Below are 15538 nucleotides of genomic sequence, written 5' to 3'. Positions count from 1 at the left end.
CGCGGACGTCGAATCGAAACTGACGACGGCGGGCGACGCTCATCACGCGCGCGAGCATTGGTTCCGCGCACGCTTTGGGCAACGGTTGAGCACTGGCCTAGGCGTTGTCATGACCGAGGGGGATGTGATCGGGTATCGGGGTGGACGTCGACCAGTTCTTCAGCTATGGGCCGCGCGCTCCATTCGAAGTACAACATGTCTTCACAGACCGGGAAGTCCAGATCAGGGCCTTTCGGGACCGGTTCGCCCAACTGGCCGAACGGTCGTGGACCGTTGCGGAACTGCTCGACTTCCAGCGGCCGGCGTCCAACCTGATCGCCGTGTCCGGTGAGGGCGGGATTGGTAAGTCCACGCTGGCCCGGCACGTCGCGCAACTGGCGGTGGCCGGTGAATTGGACGGCCTGCCACGACGCGGAGCGCACGCGGTACTGGACTTCGCCGACCCTGCCAACTCCAGCTTTGAAGCCGTCTTACTGCGGGTACGTGCCGCGCTCGCGCCGCTGGCGAGGTCGTGGCCCGCTTTCGATGTGGCGCTGGCCGTCTACTGGCAGCGCAAGCATCCAGGCGAATCGCTGACGGCGTTCCTGCGGAAGGGAAACGCGGCGGAATCGCTCGGCGTCGCCGACCAGGTTGGCGACGCTGTCGACCAACTCCTCGGCGGTTTCGGCGCGCTGTCGGTGGCGTACCGGGCGCTGAACATGCTCGGTCGTACCGCGACGCAGAAAACACGGTTGAAACGGCTGCGGGCCGACCTGCCCGCGCTCGACCCGATCCTCGGTGAGCAGGACCCGGATCGGATGCTCGGGTACATGCCGGTGCTGCTGGCCGCCGACCTGGAACGAGCGCGCAGCAAGCATCCCGCGCTGGCGCTGTGCGTGCTGGACACTCTGGAGAACGTCCAGCGGCTGCCCGCCGAGCGCGGCGGCCTGGAGGACCTGGTGTCGCGGCTGGTGTATCTGATGCCGAACGTGGTGTTCGTCGCGGCCGGACGGCTCGCGCTGCGATGGCATGATCCGGCCAGGGCGGTCGCGCTGACCTACGGCGGCGAGCGCCGCTGGCCGGGCCTGGCCGACGGCGACCAGCTCGGCCTCGGCGGGTTCGACGCTGCATCGGCCGAGGCGTATCTGACGGAGCGGCTCACGGTGGACGGTACGCCCGCGATCGGGCCTGAGATCCGGAAACGGATCATCGCGGGATCGGCCGGGTCACCGCTCTATCTCGATCTGTCGGCCGGGTTGTTCGGGCAGTACCTGGCGCGGGGTGAGGCGCCACCCGCCGATGCATTCGGGCTCGGGTTCCCCGAGCTGGTGCTGCGGACGATGCGAGACCTGTCCGCACCCGACCGTGACCTGCTACGGGCCGCGGCGCTGCTGGAGGCATTCGACGAAGACGTCCTACATGCAGTGCTGCCACAGTTGCGGCTCCGGCAGATCGAGCGGTTTCTGCAACGTCCGTTCGTCCGGCGGGACGAGACGGTGTGGCCGCCGTACCGGCTGCACGAGAACCTGCGCCGCAGCGTCATCGAATGCGACGCCGGCACCGACGACGGCTGGACACAGTCCGAACGGATCCGCAACGCCGAGCGGGCGATCGAGCATCTGATCCGCGCCGCGCTGGCGGTCTGGGACGACGACGCCGACCATCCGCTTCCCTTGGGCGTGCGCAGCAGGCGGTGCGTGGCGGCGTTCCTGCTCGTCCTGCGCGCGGCGGACGAACATCAGCTGGCGCCGGAGTCCGTCGGCGACGTCGCTTACAGCCTCACTGTGCTCGGACACTGGCAGGTGCTGGTCTCCCTGCCGGAGCTGCCCAGCTCGCCGGAACTGGCTCGGCTGACCGAGGTCGCGCGGCTGACGGCACGCGGAGACGTCAATGCCGAGGACCGTTACCGGGCGCTGCGCGAGCTGATCGGTGAACCCGACGGTCCGTACGCCGACTACTACCGGCACGAGCTGGCGAGCCGCGCGCACATCATCGGGCGGGTCGAGGAGGCCGCCGAGCACCTGTCCGGTATCGAGCCCGCGTCGCTGATCGGCGCGAGCGGGCGGTTCGGCCTGGCCGACAACGCGCTGCGCCGTAGCGACTACCGGTCCGTCGCGCGGCTGATGGATGGCGCATCGCAGGCCGGGCCAGACCAGGTGCGGGCCGCCGACCTGCTCGGCCACACCCACTTGCAGAACGCCCGGTTCGCCGAAGCGGCCGGGTACTTCGAGTCGACCTTGGAGGCGGCGCGCGAAGCCAATGCCCCATTGTGGGAGGCGCGCGCTCTGCGGCACCTGCTGCTGGCCCTGATGTGGTACGACCCGGACCGTACGCTGTCACTGCTCAGCCGAGCCCGCGACCTGAACCACTCCGTCGGTGAGGCGATCGGGCTCGCCCAGTGCGACATGGCCGAGGCGATGGCGCGGGCACTTCGCGGCGAACGCCGCGCTGCGACCGGGCTGCTGGAGGCGGCGGCACGCCGGTTCGGCGAACTCGGGGCCTCCCGTGAACTGCTGCCCGTCGAGGCATTGCAAGTCCTGTTGGACGCCTCCGGTGGCCAGATGACGCAGGCCGCACGCATCGCACAGAGCCTGAGCGAAGACTGCTTGCCCGTGTGGGCGCCGGTGACCCTGGCGTGGGCCGGGCTGGACGCCGACTTCAACTCCATCGAGCGGCTGGACGATCCCGACTCCGCGCGGTGCCGCTGGTCTGACGCCCTGACCCGTCTGCGGGTGCGAATCTGCGGGCGTCTGGACGCCGGTGACCTTCGGGCGCTGATCCCGACCGGCCGGTTGCCCGACCCTCTCGTGGAGGCTGCGGTCCAGGCCGCGCTCACCAGTCCCGCGTTCGACGGTCCGCGCGATCTGCCCGCCGCGCTGGCGACGCTCGGCGCTGAGGGTGTCGTGCCGGGTTTGCGGACGGTGGCGAAGGTGCGTCGGCGCCTGCACGAGCGGCTGGAGACCGTCCGCAACTTCGAGGAACTGCGCGCCACGACAGGCGTTCGAGCGCCACGGCTCCTGGATGCGGGAACGGCTCAGCAGGTGTGGTGGGCCGTCCTGGAACGCCTCCCCGGCGCGCACGCGGACCGCCCGACACCCGCACGGCAGCGGGAACTGGGTCAGCAGCTTCGGCTCTGGCACTCCCGGCCGCCCGGCGACGGCCTGAGGTTGGACGCTCCCGGCGCGCTGGGCGTCTTCCTGGGCTGGGCACGCTCCGCCGCCCCGGACGCCTACCCCACCATCGCCGAAAACGTCAGCGCCGCCTGTGAGGGGCTCCCCATGACCGCGATCCATGGCGACGTCGCGGTCTGTCACAACGCGCTGTTCGACGGCGACACCCTCACCGGGCTACTCGACCCGGGGGCGACCGAGTCCGGACCGCCGATGCTCGACCTCGCCTGGGCCCTGGCCGTCGACATGCCGCGCGGCGCAGATCCCGACCCGCTCGTCGATGGCTACGGCCAGGACGCCGTCGATCAGGACGCCCTCGCGGCGCTGCTGCCGCTGATGATGCTGCGCCGCCTCATCGACACCCCGGTCCTCGGCCTCGCCGACAGCGACGGAGCGTGGATCACGCGATGGCTACGCGATCACCGGCCCGACCTGCTCACTCTGGCGCAATAAGCCCGGCCCGGCGGGCGCACGCGTACGGAATGTAGTTATCCAGCACATTGGCGGGCACGGCAAGCCGCTCACGCAGGTCAGGCTCGTTGTCGCGCGCGTAGAAGCGGTTAAGGCCGTCGAATAGCGCCAACCGGTACCCGGCCTTGAGGACGTGGGGCTCCCACTCCTGGTGGCTCGGCCGGGACGTCAGCGGAACGGTCGCCTCGACCACGATCACCCGCGGCCGCCACGCCCGCAGGTCGGCCGACCCCAGCACGGCGGCCTCGGCCCCTTCCACGTCGACCTTCAGCAGGTCGAAGCCCGGCTTCGCATGCGCGCCAAGGATCGTCTCCAAGGTGACGACTTCGACGCGCAGTTCCTCATGGCGCCACCCGTCCGCGAGATGCCGCTCCAGGACATCCCTGCGCAAGGTGCTGAGACCACCGCCACCTGTCTTCCCCCGCCCTGGGACGACCCGGAAGAACGTCGCGGTGCCCGGTCTATCTCCCACGGCCACGCACAGGTTGACGTCACCCGGCCGGGCCCGCTGAAGACGTGCGTGGCGCTCGGGCAACGGCTCGATGTTGACCCCCTGCCAGCCCAGGCCGTCCACCAAATTCTTGGTCAGCGAGCCACTGACGGGCTCACCTGCACCGACGTCCACGAAGAACCCGTCCCGCTGACCGGCGAAGGCGCGCATCAGCACGACGTCCTCCGCGTTGCCCGCATACGCGATCAAGTCATAACCACCCACACGCGCCAACCTACGCCTGATTGGAAAGGCAAGAATTCCCCGGGCAACGCGCCCGGGGAATTGTGTGAAGCGGCTGCGTACTCGTCGGTTCGCGGTGGTCGGCAGGGTAACAGTGATTGGGCGGGGGTGGATCCCCTTAAGTTTGGGGATTGGTGGAGCGGTCCTTCCGGACCACGATGTGGTCACGTAGTTCGACGACCATCACTCCGCCCGAGGGAAAAGCATGAAAATGGCGAATCGTGTGTTAGCCCCGAGGTTGGCGCTGCTCTTTGCAACGCCGGCGCTGTTCATTGCCGGCGCCGGTACGGCGTCGGCGCAACCTGCGACGACCGCTGACGCCAAAGCGACGCAGGCAGTGCGGCACTTCGAGAACGTGCGTTTCCAGAAGTGTCTGGACGCGGACACCAACACCGGCGGCGACGGCGGCAAGGTCCAGCTGTGGACCTGTGGCCCCTGGAACCAGCAGGAGTGGGACGTCTGGCCGGACGGCCACCTCTACAACATGCGTTTCCAGAAGTGCCTGGACGCCGACACCAACACCGGCGGCGACGGCGGCAAGGTCCAGCTGTGGACCTGTGGCCCCTGGAACCAGCAGTACTGGACCCTCCGCGCGGACGGCTCGGTGTACAACGAGCGTTTCCAGCGGTGCTTGGACGCCGACACCAACACCGGTGGTGACGGCGGCAAGGTCCAGCTGTGGCGCTGCGGCCCCTGGAACCAGCAATGGTGGCGGTGACCAGACGGGCGCGCTAACCGGATCGGGAAGGCGATCGACGCCCGTTCCGGAACCGTCTAGTCCGCATCGCCGCAAGTGCAGCGACGATCCCGTGCCCGTCTTTCGGAGGCGGGCACGGGGCGCTGCGCGAGGCTCGATACCGGCCTGCTCGGTCAGCCGGCGATGGCGGCGAGGAGTTCGTCGCGGCCGCCGGCTCCGGTCTTGCGGCGGATCTCTTTGAGGTGGTCGTTGACGGTGTACACCGAGAGGCCGAGGCTGCGGGCGACCTGCTTGGGTGACCGCGCGTCGCGCAGGTGGGTGAGGATCTGGCGTTCGCGGGGGGTGATCTTGTACCAGTCGCAGAACGAGGGGAACAGTTGCTCGCCGCTGGCGGCCTGGATGACGATCGCCGCATCGTCGGTGTCGTCGTCCAGCGGCTCGGCCTGGAAGGCGATCCACCGGCCGTAGCTGGCGGCCGGGCCCACGGCCAGCGGCGAGGCCGCCGTGCGCCGATCGCGGGCGTGCCGGCGCGCCTTCACCGCCAGTCCGGCCATGAACGGCTCGGTGATCCAGTCCGGGTTGGGCTGCCGGGCTCGCAGCAGTTCGAGCCAGGTGCGCGCCTGTGGCGTGGACGTCCGGATCACGTGGTCGGCGCCGACGATGAGCACCCCCGCGGGCAGTGCCGGACCGCCCGGTGTCAGCGGGCCCGCCGTGACGTATCCGCGCAGGGCCGCCAGGAGCGCGGGCGTCAACCGTGCGACCCGGCGTACGTCCTGGTCATCGAACGTCCGACCGCCCTGGGCGCGCAGCAGGCCCAACGACCCCCAGAGGCCGTGGGCGTCGCGTAACAGAAGCCGTAACTCGCAACCCACCCCGTGGGATGCGAGCAGACGCCGCATCATCTGGTCGCGCCGCCCACCGCCGGTGCCGGCCCCCAGAACGCCCGCCGGTATCCGCCGCCGGGCCAGATCGTCCGGCGACAACGGATCCGCGCCCGCGAAGAAGTTGCGCAGCCACATATGGCCGAGGCCGGGATCGATCCCCTGCCAGAAACTGAACGACCCCACCTTCGTCGACGGGCTGGAACCCACCAGCCGCACCGCGTCGTGCGCGACCACGGGAGCCACCGCTCGTGAGATCACATCGCCCAGCTCAGCCGGTCCTGCTCCCTCCCGCACCTGCGCACACAGGTCTCGCGCCAGCCGGGCCACACCGGCTAGATCCAGGCTCCTGGCCATGGCACCCCCACTGCTCCCGGAATGAACGAACACCGATCCAGGATCCGCGCCGCGGTGAACTCGTGGTATCCGTGCAATCACGGACTCCCCGCCTCGCACCGCTCCAATTTCGACCACCAATTCCGGGTGGGTGGGGGCTGCTTTTGGGAAACAGGGACACAAGGGGGCTATGCGGCTGTGTGTGAGGAAAGGGGACCCTGGTGGAGATGAATCCTGTGCTGGTCGAGGTGGAGCGGTCCGGGTTCGTGGAGTCGCGGCATCGGGGCGCGGCGGTCGGGGTCGCCGCCGACGGGACGGTCGTCGTGCGCGCGGGGGAGCCCGAAGCGCCGATCTTCCCGCGTTCGGCGAACAAGCCGATGCAGGCCGTCGCGATGCTGCGCGCCGGGCTCGACCTGGACGGCGAACTGCTCGCGCTGGCCGCCGGGAGCCACTCGGGGGAGGACTTCCATGTCGAAGGGGTGGAGAAGATCCTCGCCGGGGCCGGGCTCGTGGCCGACGACCTGCGCTGTCCCGCGGCCTGGCCGCTGGACCCCGAGACGCAGCAGGACGTCGCGCGGTCCGGCGGCGGGGCGTCGCGGGTGCGGATGAACTGCTCCGGAAAGCATGCCGCGATGCTCGCCACCTGCGTCGCGGCCGGGTGGCCCACCGCGTCCTATCTGGACGTCGATCATCCGCTGCAGGTCGCCGTCCGGGAGATCGTTGAGGAGCTGGCCGGTGAGCCGGTCGCCGCGGTCGGTGTCGACGGGTGCGGGGCGCCGTTGTTCGCCGTGTCCGCGGCCGGGGTCGCTCGGGCGTTCCGTGCGCTCGTCCTGGCCGGGCCGGGGACGCGGGAACGGCGCGTCGCGGACGCGATGCGGACCCACCCGCAGTGGACGTCCGGCACGCGGCGCGAGGAGCGGCGGCTGATGGACGCCGTCCCCGGCCTGCTGGTCAAGTGCGGCGCGGAGGGCGTCGACGCGTTCGCCCTGCCCGACGGCCGCGCGGGTGCCGTCAAGATCGACGACGGCGCGATGCGAGCACGGACGCCCGTCACCGTCGCGCTGCTGCGCGCCCTCGACGTCGACCAGGGCGTGCCGGATCTGGACGCCGCGGCGCTGGACGAGCTGTCGACGGTCGAAGTGCGCGGGGGCGACGGCGTCGTCGGCGCCATCCGTCCGCTCCCGGACGTCTTCACCTGACGAACGGCCGCAACCCGTGGCGAACGGCCGCAACCCGGGGCCACCGGTACTTGACGAACGGCCGCCCCGGGGCCGCCGGTCAGGCGCTGTTCTTGGGTTCCTTGTCCTTGGCGGCTTCGTCCTTGAGCTCCTCGAACTCCGCCTTGAAGATCGTCTGCTCGTAGAGGACGCCGTCGGGCCACGGGGTCTTCGGCTCGCGGCCGGGCTGGGGGTTGTCGCGGCGGAACTCCTCCCACTGCGACTCCCTGCTCGGCGGGTAGCTGTGCGAGAACATGCCGGGACGGTAGGTGTACGTGCCGCCCTGCTCCATCCCGCGATGGTTGTGCTGGTCGTTCCTGCGCTCCGGGTGGATCTTCCGGGACGACGCCAGCACCGTCATGGAGAGCCGGGCCACCAGCCCCACAACGGCGACGACCGGGATGATCCACGCCCACCAGAGGGGGCCGCGGGGAGCCGTTTCCGCCAGCGTGGGGTCGGCCAGCGCGGGGTCGGCCAGGATCGTGGCGAGCATGTCGGACCACCTCCCGGTGGTGAATCGGCCTGGGCACGGGGTCAATTAGGGATGTGTCCGCTAATTTCCGCGTTAACCCCCTTAGGGGCCGGTTCGGTCGCCTGTGGAGGGGCGGGTTCGCCGATGGAGCGGTTGCGTCCCGCCGCCAGGCCGGGCAGCGTCATGACGGCGCAGACGAGCAGCACGGCGGCGATCGGAACGGTCCAGCCGTTCGTGGCGTCGTGCAGCGCGCCGATCGCGAGCGGGCCCAGCGCCGCGATGACGTAGCCGACGCCCTGCGCCATCCCGGACAGCTGCGCCGCGACCTGCGCGTCGTGGGCCCGCAGCCCGATGAACGACAGCGCGGACGCGAACCCGAGGCCCTGCCCCAGCCCGAGGACGACCGCCCACACCCACACCGTCCCGATCGGCGCCCAGACGGTCCCGATGAAGCCCGCCATCGTCAGCACGACCGTGCCGATCACCAGCGGACGCTGGTCGCGGGCCCGCGCGGCGATCACCGGGACGGCCAGCGACCCGGCCGCCTGGACCGCCGCCGTGAGGGCCAGGACGTATCCGGCCGCGGCCTCGTCCATCCCGCGGTCCTGGCAGATCGTGGGGAGCCAGCCGAGGACGACGTACGCCATCAGCGACTGCATCCCCATGAACACCGTGACCTGCCACGCCAGCCTGGACCGCCACACCCGCGCCGCCACCCCGCCCGCGGGCGCCGCGGGCGGGGCGGAACGCGCGGCGTGCGCGGCCCGGCGCGCCCTCGGCACCCAGATCAGCGCCGCGAGCGCCGCCGGGATCGCCAGCAGGCCGAGCGGCAGCCGCCACGAGGCGTCGAACGCGTCCTCGACCGGCACGGCCAGGCCGGACGTGACGGACGCCCCGCCCGACACGGCGAGCGTGTACACGGCCGTCACCGTCGTGATCCGGGTCGGATGGTCCCGCTTGATGATCGCGGGCATCGCGATGTTGCCGACGCTGATCGCGATCCCGGCGACCAGCGAGCCGGCGAACAGCGGGAACGGCGCGTCCAGCAGCCGCAGCACCAGCCCGGCGACGAGCAGCGCCATCGCGGTGACCAGCAGTGTCTCGCTGCGCGGCGGGCGCCGCAGGAACGGCGCGACGAGCCCGTACGAGCCGAAGACGACCAGCGGCAGCGTGGTCAGCGCGCCCGCCGCCGTCCCGGACAGGCCGAACTCGCCCCTGATCTCGGTCAGGACGGGCCCCACGGTGGCGATCGCCGGACGGAGGTTGACCGCCACGAAGACGATCATCAGCAGGGCGCCGGCGGTCTGGGCCCGGCGGGTCTTCGCCCTCCGACGGAGTTGCGCCGCCGTCACCGCCCCGCTCCGGCCTCGGACTTCTCCGCCGCGGCCGCCTCTTCGCGGGCGGCCAGGGACTCCAGGACGGCCAGGGTCGGCTCCACCACCGCGGCCGCCGCCGACGCCGCGGCCTGCGGGTCGCCCGCCGCGATCGCGTCCAGGACGGCGCGGTGGGCCGCGGGACCGGCCTCGGGAACCTCGCGGTCCAGCCTGATGGCGCGCATCGACTCGTGGAGCCGGTCGATGAAGAAGCGCATCGCCTCGATCAGCAGGGGATTGCCGGAGGCCTCCGCGACGCCGAGGTGGAACGCGGCGTCGGCGGCGCCGAACTCGTCCGCCTCGGTGGCCTCGTCGCGGGCGCGGAGCAGCTCTTCGAGACGCGCCAGGTCGGCGCCGGTGCGGCGGCGCGCCGCGAGCCGGGCCGCCTGGACGTCGTAGGCGAGTTGCAGCTCGAAGGTGTCCCGGATGGACGCGCGGGCCAACCGGCGCAGCAGCGCACGCGGGTTGGCCGTGCTGCGGACGTACGTCCCGTCCCCGCGCCGCACCTCGAGCACGCCGACGTGCGTCAGCGCCCGGATCGCCTCCCGGACGGCCGGACGGCTCACGCCGAGCCGCGCGGCCAGTTCCAGCTCGGCGGGGATGCGCCGGCCGACCGGCCAGGACCCGTCGCTGATCTGGGCCTGGAGCTGATCGAGCACGGCGTCGACGGTCGACCCGCCGGGCACGGGACTCAAAACCACCGAAATCTCCTAAAACTCACAAAGCTCCCAAGTAAGACGTCAGACATCTTACTTGGAGGTACCCGGTCAATCTCCGGCGGCCCCCGGACCCGCGGTGATCGTCGGGAGGGGTCTCGACGATCACCGCGGGCGCGGGCAACGCCCGCCGGACGGGGTGTGGGGCGTGGGAACCGGATCCGGCGGGCGTCGCGTCCTTGCGTGTGCGCTGGTCAGCGGCGGTCAGTGGAGCTTCGGCGGGCGGAACCTCCGGGAGCGTCTCTTCCTCTTCGACACGGAGCGCCGCTTCGGATGCGGGGGCTGCTCGTGCGGGGGCTGCCGCTCGTGCGGGGGTTGCTCGTGCGGGGGCTGCCGTTCGTGCGGGGGCTGCTGCTCGTCCGCGCGTGCGGCCTCGACGTGGGCGATGACCTCCTGCCGGGTCACGGACGGGGCCGGGTCGCGCCGGGTCCGCTGGGACGGGCTGCCCGCGATGACCCCGCCCTGGACGGGCCCGCGATGCGGCAGCCCGGACGCCCTGCCCCCGGGACGGTGCGGCGGCCGCCGCGACGCCATCAGCGTCACCGCGACCCAGAGGATCACCGCAAGGAAGATGACCGCCGGCCCGATGGCCATGAAGTACGCGTCCCCGAGGCGGGTGGAGGAGTCGGCGAGGGCGGAACCCGCGAGGACGGGGCTGGCGAGCATGAGGAACACCTCCTCGCCCCAGCCCCTACCCGGCGACAGATCCTTAACCGTCCGGCGGGATCGTGAGGGTCAGAGGCCGCGGGACTGGGAGATGGAACCGGAGGTGGCGAGGGTGAAGACGCGCATCGACTCGGCGAACTTCGACAGGTCCCATTCGGCCGGGCCCTCGTACCAGTAGAGGTTGTCGGCGCCCTCGGCGCGCTCGCCCGCGTCCTTGACCGTCTCGGCCCACTTCGGGACGGCGTCGAACACGACCGCGTACGGCAGGAACCGCGAGAACAGCGCGATCCGCTGCTGGGAGGCCGTCATGTCGCCGTCCGGGATGGCGCCGCGCTCCAGGAACGCGCGGAAGCCGATGGTGTGCGCGAGGACCGTGGCGCCGCGCGCCGTCTTCGCGGGCATGTACTGCCCGCCGTACGCGAGCGCCGCGCCCGCGATGATCAGCGCGAGCCCGGCGAGCGCCCATTCGGTGGTGAGCGCGAGCGCGACGGTCCCGGCGACGCCGAGCACGGTGATCAGGATGCCCGCGACCGTCCACCGCGACCGGACGGTGTCGGGCCGCCGCGCGAACCAGCCCTGCTTCACCACGTCGTCGTACATCGCCGACCTGACCTGGGCGAGCTTCGTCGCGAACGTCCCGCCGAGCTGCGACAGCTTGACCGAGTCGCGGCCGGTGCCGTCGGGGGCGGTGAGCAGCGCGTCCAGCAGGATCCGCTCGTACGGCAGCAGGTCGACGATGGGACGGCCCAGGCGGCGCAGCGTCCAGTCGAGGCGGCCCGACCTGGCCCTGTCCTCCTCCTCGATCAGCAGGTAGCCGCGGACGGCGAGGTCCACGATCGTCGCGGTCACGTCGATCACGTCGGCCTGCTCGTCGATCAGCGTGCCGATCTGGCCGGGACGCACCCCGTCCGGCGGCTCGAACTCCGTCCCGGCGACCGGCGCGTGATCGCCCTCGGCGGCCTTCTTCACGACGACCCGGGCGTCGCGCCCGCGCAGCAGGTACAGCGCCGCGAGGCCGCCGCCGAGCAGCACCAGCAGCCCGACGAGCGCGCCGCCGGTGACGGCGTTGACGGAGAACGCGGTCGCGATCGTGTGGCGCCGCTCGTAGAGGGCGCGGCCGCCGGTCGTCCCCGCCGGGAGGCCCGCGACGACCGTGACGTACTCGCCGGGCAGCATCCCCTGCTGCGCATAGACGCCCTGCGTGTGCGTGTGGTTCGTGTAGTACTGCGTGCAGCCGATCGTGCTGCCGATCGGCCCGGTGAAGCAGTTGACGTTGCGGATGGCGGCGCCGCCGTCCACGATCGCGCGGGCGTCGTCCACCGGCACCTTCCAGCCGCCGATCACCGGCCAGCGCAGTTCCTCGGCCGCCCCCATCGGCGTGATCGCGCCGCGCACGTCGTACTCCAGGACGACCGTGCGGTTGCCGGTCAGCCGCTGTCCGCCGGTCACCTCGATGGTCGTCCTGGTGCCCTTGCCGGACGAGCCGACCTTGGCGGGCCCGCCGTCGGGGCTGCTCGCCCGCAGGTTCTCGATCTTGTAGACGCGGTCCTCGGTGAGGCTCTCGTGGCTGCGCGTCGGGAACGTCCGGGTGAAGCCCTTCCCTCCGGCGAACTGGTAGAGGATCGTCTCCTTCACCCGGGTCACACCGCGCTGACCAGGGGTGAGGACGGCCTCGTCCTTCAGGACCCGCTCCGCCGCGGCGATCCCGCCCCGCGCCGGGTCCGCCGCCGAGGCGGAAGCGCAGGTCAACGCCGACATAACGGCCGTTGCCGACAGAGCACCCGACAACACCGCAACCACCGGCCGCAACCGGAACATCGCCGCAAGAGCAGACATGGCCGCAAATGGTATCGGCAATGCATGCGATGATTCCCTCCTATGGCAGGTCAGTACCCCCCGCCGCCTCCGCCGCGGCCCCCGGCGCAGCCGTACGGACAACCCGGCTACGGCCATGGTCCGTCCGGGCATGGGGCGCCTGGGTACGGGCCGCCGCCCGGCTACGGGCCGCCCGGGCCGCCCTATCCGCCTGGGCCGCCGCGTCCGCCCGGGCCGTACGGGCAGCCGCAGTACCGGTACGTTCCGATGCGTCCCCGGCCCCGCCGCACCGCCGGCGGGACGATCGCGGGCATCTTCGGCGGCCTCACCGCGATGGTCGTCCTCGGGATCCTCGGGCTCACCCTCTTCGCCGGGCAGGACGGCATGTCCGGCACCCGGTCCACCACCTCGTCCGGCGGCGGGACGTCCCCGCGCGAGAAGGCCACCGACAGCAGGCTCTACAAGACGGGCGTGCTGACACCGGTGAACTGCACGCTGCCCCGCATCCAGCCGAACGCCGCATCCATGCGCCAGTTCATGAACGTGCTGAGCGACTGCCTGGACGCCACCTGGACGAAGCAGTTCGCGAAGGCCGGGATGCCGTTCGACAAGCCCGACCGCGTGTTCTGGCTCGAGCCGGGACGCAGCCCCTGCGGCACCTACCCGGCGCCGGGCGCGTCCGCGTTCTACTGCCCGGCCAACAACACGATGTACGTGGGGCTGCGGCACGTCGTCGAGACGTCGGGCGGCGAGTCGCTGTCCAACTACGCCGTGTTCGCGCGGGTCATCGCCCACGAGTACGGGCACCACGTCCAGGACCGCGCCGGGATCCTGCTCTACGCCGACCGGCAGATGGAGTCCGGCAGCACCGGCACCCGCAACGAGGCGAGCCGCCGCATCGAGTTGCAGGCGCAGTGCTTCGCCGGCGCGTTCCTCGGCTCGGAACGCGCCACGCTGCCGATGACGCGGGAGCAGTACACCGCGATGATCATCGACCTGCGCGGCCGCGGCGAGGACCGGCTGCCCCCGGACGAACGCGACCACGGCTCGGGACGCCACTACGCGGGCTGGGTCGTCACGGGCTTCGACGGCCGCCGCCTCACCGTCTGCAACACCTGGACGGCCCCGTCCTCCAAGGTCAGCTAGCCGCGCCTACCGGACCGCCGCCGATCGCGACGGCAAGTTCCACCCATGTGACTCGCCACGCTAACGCCAGGGGCTGCGCGGGTCACGAATCGATGGTCTTCCAGAAGGCGCACTGGTGTTCCGCGCTGCGGTCGGTCTGGCCGATCGTGGTGGTTGCGAGTGATTGCACCCAACCGTCGTCCTGGAAGGGCATCCAGCGGGGTTGTCCGCTGCTGTTGGGGTTTCCGGCGGCGGCGAACCGGGTCCAGTAGCTGATCATGGTCGTGGAGAGCTGTCGCTGGGCAGGCGTCTGCGGGCCGGGGAGTTGCTCGTCGTCGAACAGGTACTGCAGTTCGGCTCCGTGGAACGCGCCGGTGGGGAAGTTGGGTTTGGGCAGGGTGCTGAACCACGGCGCCGTCTCGTCCGCGAACTCGTAGGCGTAGACCGCGGTGTGCGCGGCGAGTGCGCGGTCCCGGTCCTGGGCGGGGCATCCCCAGGCCCAGTCGGTCACGACCGCGGACAGTGCCTCGCCTGCGGAGTGGAACTTGGCGACCGGATACCGGGCCAGAACTCGCCGCAGGTCGGCCGGGCTGAACAAGGCGGCGAGTTGCTCGCGATAGCTGTCCGGAGTGGTGACCTCTCCGGTGGCGATCTCGATCGCCGCAGTGAACAGGTGGTGTTCGTCCCGAGTGGTTCCCTGCATGACAGGGACACGGTTGAAGCGACCGGTCGCGAAGGCGCGCTCTGGGCTGAGCGGCAGGAAACCCCCACCGAAGGTGGGACCTGACCCGAGACCGACGTCGGACCACTTGAGCAGTTCGCTGGGGGACTTGTCGCGCAGGCAGGATGCCGCGGTCGCCGGGTTGGTGCAGCCGAGTTCGGGTTCGGCCGCAATCTTCAGACCGTGCTTCTGACGGTCGGCGCGGGGCAGCGGGAACCAGGTCGGAGGCCCCGGCGACCACTTGTCACCGGTGCACTCCGCGCTCTGCACGATCGCCCGATGGAACAGCCCCGCCGATGTCGGCGCGGCGAGTTGGGCGCAGACGCTGGTCCCACCCGCGGACTCGCCGAAGATCGTGACGTTGCCGGGGTCGCCGCCGAACGCCGCGGCGTTGCGCTGCACCCAGCGCAGTGCGGCCTGCTGGTCTTCGAGACCGAAGTTCCCGGACAGGTTCCGGGCCTTGCCGTGGTCGAGTGCCGGGTGGGCCAGGAATCCGAAGATTCCGAGCCGGTAGTTCGGGCTGACCACGATCACGTCGCCGTCGGCGGCCAGCCGCCGCGCGCCGTACAGGCTGGCGGCTCCGTTGATGAACCCGTTGCCGTGGAACCACACCATCACCGGCAGTTTGCGTTTCCCGGTGCCGCGCGGCGTGGTGACGTTGAGGAACAAGCAGTCCTCGTCCGTGCTGGGCTCATCAATCAGCCCGCGGGCCTGGGCGCAGCGGTTGCCGGGCTTGGTGGCGTCTCGCACTCCCTTCCACGGTTTGGCCCGTTGCGGCGAGGCCCAGCGCAGGTCGCCCTCCGGTGGCGCGGCGTACGGGATCCCCTGGAACACCCTGGAAGTCGAATCGACCCTGCCGCGGACAGCGCCGGCATCGGTCCGGACCACGGTAGAGGCGGCAGGGCCGTTGCCGCCGCGATCCGGTGACAGCGCGTCGGCCGCCCCTCCGCCGACGATCGAGCTCGAGAGCGACGCCGCGGTCAGCAGCACCACCACACTGCCGAGCCGTTGGGTGCGCCGACCCGGCGCGTGGTGTCGATGCAGCAGTTCCATGTCGCGCTCCCTCTGCCGATCATTATTTGTGTGTGGGGCACACTAATTTAGGTGTGAGGCATACACGAAGTCAAGGTAGAGTCGGCCGAACAGGGATCCCCGGTCGAGCGGAG

12 protein-coding genes are annotated in these 15538 nt (G+C 71.2%); 4 read left to right on the top strand and 8 right to left on the bottom strand.

What is annotated here, in order from left to right:
• Positions 1 to 140: 140 nt before the first annotated feature.
• Complete coding sequence (locus ACH34T_RS14460; protein WP_395992596.1) at positions 141 to 3602, top strand: hypothetical protein; 3462 nt, start codon at positions 141 to 143, stop codon at positions 3600 to 3602.
• Here ACH34T_RS14460 and ACH34T_RS14455 read toward each other — a convergent pair.
• Positions 3586 to 4335, bottom strand: a complete 750-nt coding sequence (locus tag ACH34T_RS14455) for an FkbM family methyltransferase (RefSeq protein ID WP_395992595.1) — start codon at positions 4333 to 4335, stop codon at positions 3586 to 3588. The genes ACH34T_RS14460 and ACH34T_RS14455 overlap by 17 nt on opposite strands.
• 355 nt (positions 4336 to 4690) lie before the next feature.
• On the opposite strand from ACH34T_RS14455, the gene ACH34T_RS14450 reads away from it, so the two are divergent.
• Positions 4691 to 5071, top strand: a complete 381-nt coding sequence (locus ACH34T_RS14450; protein WP_395992594.1) for a ricin-type beta-trefoil lectin domain protein — start codon at positions 4691 to 4693, stop codon at positions 5069 to 5071.
• Between the two features lie 152 nt (positions 5072 to 5223).
• Here the strand turns inward: ACH34T_RS14450 and ACH34T_RS14445 are convergent, their stop codons facing one another.
• Entirely contained in the window at positions 5224 to 6168 is a 945-nt protein-coding gene (locus ACH34T_RS14445; RefSeq protein WP_395992593.1) for a helix-turn-helix transcriptional regulator, read from the bottom strand.
• Between the two features lie 326 nt (positions 6169 to 6494).
• Between ACH34T_RS14445 and ACH34T_RS14440 the strand changes: the two genes are divergently transcribed.
• A complete protein-coding gene (locus ACH34T_RS14440; protein WP_395992751.1) occupies positions 6495 to 7466 on the top strand; it encodes an asparaginase in 972 nt (323 codons plus the stop codon).
• 79 nt (positions 7467 to 7545) lie between these two features.
• Here the strand turns inward: ACH34T_RS14440 and ACH34T_RS14435 are convergent, their stop codons facing one another.
• The 5 genes from ACH34T_RS14435 to ACH34T_RS14415 form a co-directional block, all read right to left on the bottom strand.
• Entirely contained in the window at positions 7546 to 7977 is a 432-nt protein-coding gene (locus tag ACH34T_RS14435; RefSeq protein ID WP_395992592.1) for a hypothetical protein, read from the bottom strand.
• A gap of 41 nt (positions 7978 to 8018) precedes the next feature.
• On the bottom strand, positions 8019 to 9308 hold the full coding sequence (locus tag ACH34T_RS14430) for a CynX/NimT family MFS transporter (protein WP_395992591.1): 1290 nt from the start codon (positions 9306 to 9308) through the stop codon (positions 8019 to 8021).
• Complete coding sequence (locus tag ACH34T_RS14425; RefSeq protein ID WP_395992590.1) at positions 9305 to 10030, bottom strand: FadR/GntR family transcriptional regulator; 726 nt, start codon at positions 10028 to 10030, stop codon at positions 9305 to 9307. The genes ACH34T_RS14430 and ACH34T_RS14425 overlap by 4 nt, the downstream gene beginning before the upstream one ends.
• 219 nt (positions 10031 to 10249) lie before the next feature.
• Positions 10250 to 10711, bottom strand: a complete 462-nt coding sequence (locus ACH34T_RS14420; RefSeq protein ID WP_395992589.1) for a hypothetical protein — start codon at positions 10709 to 10711, stop codon at positions 10250 to 10252.
• Positions 10712 to 10780: 69 nt separating this feature from the next.
• Positions 10781 to 12469 (bottom strand): DUF2207 domain-containing protein, encoded by a 1689-nt coding sequence (locus ACH34T_RS14415; protein WP_395992750.1) that lies wholly within the window; start codon positions 12467 to 12469, stop codon positions 10781 to 10783.
• A 120-nt stretch (positions 12470 to 12589) separates the two neighbouring features.
• Here ACH34T_RS14415 and ACH34T_RS14410 point away from each other — a divergent pair, with 120 nt between their 5' ends.
• The gene (locus ACH34T_RS14410) at positions 12590 to 13672 is read left to right on the top strand and encodes a neutral zinc metallopeptidase (protein ID WP_395992588.1); all 1083 of its coding nucleotides are present in this window, start codon (positions 12590 to 12592) and stop codon (positions 13670 to 13672) included.
• A gap of 82 nt (positions 13673 to 13754) precedes the next feature.
• On the opposite strand, the gene ACH34T_RS14405 is transcribed toward ACH34T_RS14410, so the two are convergent.
• Positions 13755 to 15425: a carboxylesterase/lipase family protein gene (locus ACH34T_RS14405; protein WP_395992587.1), complete on the bottom strand. Its 1671-nt coding sequence runs from the start codon at positions 15423 to 15425 to the stop codon at positions 13755 to 13757.
• Between the last annotated feature and the right edge of the window lie 113 nt (positions 15426 to 15538).

It is taken from the genome of Actinomadura sp. 9N215 (assembly GCF_044326345.1).
Lineage (GTDB): Bacteria > Actinomycetota > Actinomycetes > Streptosporangiales > Streptosporangiaceae > Spirillospora.
The sequence above is the reverse complement of the archived record's forward strand: the minus strand, read 5'-3'. Positions and strand labels throughout refer to the sequence as shown.